Genomic DNA, 472 nt, shown 5'->3' on the forward strand with positions numbered 1-472 from the left:
CGCCGCGACGCTCTATCGTGGTCGCTGGCGATGCTGCTGGGGCACGACGCGCTGAGGAACCTCTGCCGGGCGCGGGATCTGCTCTCCGAGGTGCGCGAGTCGCGGCTGTCGATCGAGGACGTGGCGCGGGAGGTGGCGATCTCCCCCTATCACTTCATCCGGCAGTTCGAGGCGGTGTTCGGCGTGACGCCGCACCAGTACCGCATCGGGCGGCGCCTCGATCTGGCCAAGCGGCTCCTCGCGGGGGACCGCTCGGTGACCGACGTGTGCATGGAGGTCGGGTTCTCGAGCCTCGGCAGCTTCAGCGCGCAGTTCGCGCAGCGGATCGGCGTGCCGCCGTCGGCGTACAGGCGGCGCGTGCGCGCGATGGTCCAGGTGCCTGGGCGGCTCCCGTGGGAGCTCGTCCCCGGTTGTCTCACCTTGATGGGCCGGTTGCCGCCGGATGCGTTTCGCAGTTTTCGAGAAGCGTGAT

1 protein-coding gene is annotated in these 472 nt (G+C 69.9%); it reads left to right on the forward strand.

What is annotated here, in order from left to right; translation table 11 throughout:
- A partial coding sequence (locus BN4575_RS22815; RefSeq protein WP_218060799.1) for a helix-turn-helix transcriptional regulator occupies positions 1-471 on the forward strand: 471 nt, incomplete at its 5' end.
- Between the last annotated feature and the right edge of the window lies 1 nt (position 472).

This window comes from Aeromonas sp. EERV15 (assembly GCF_900079845.1).
GTDB lineage: Bacteria > Pseudomonadota > Gammaproteobacteria > Enterobacterales > Aeromonadaceae > Aeromonas > Aeromonas sobria.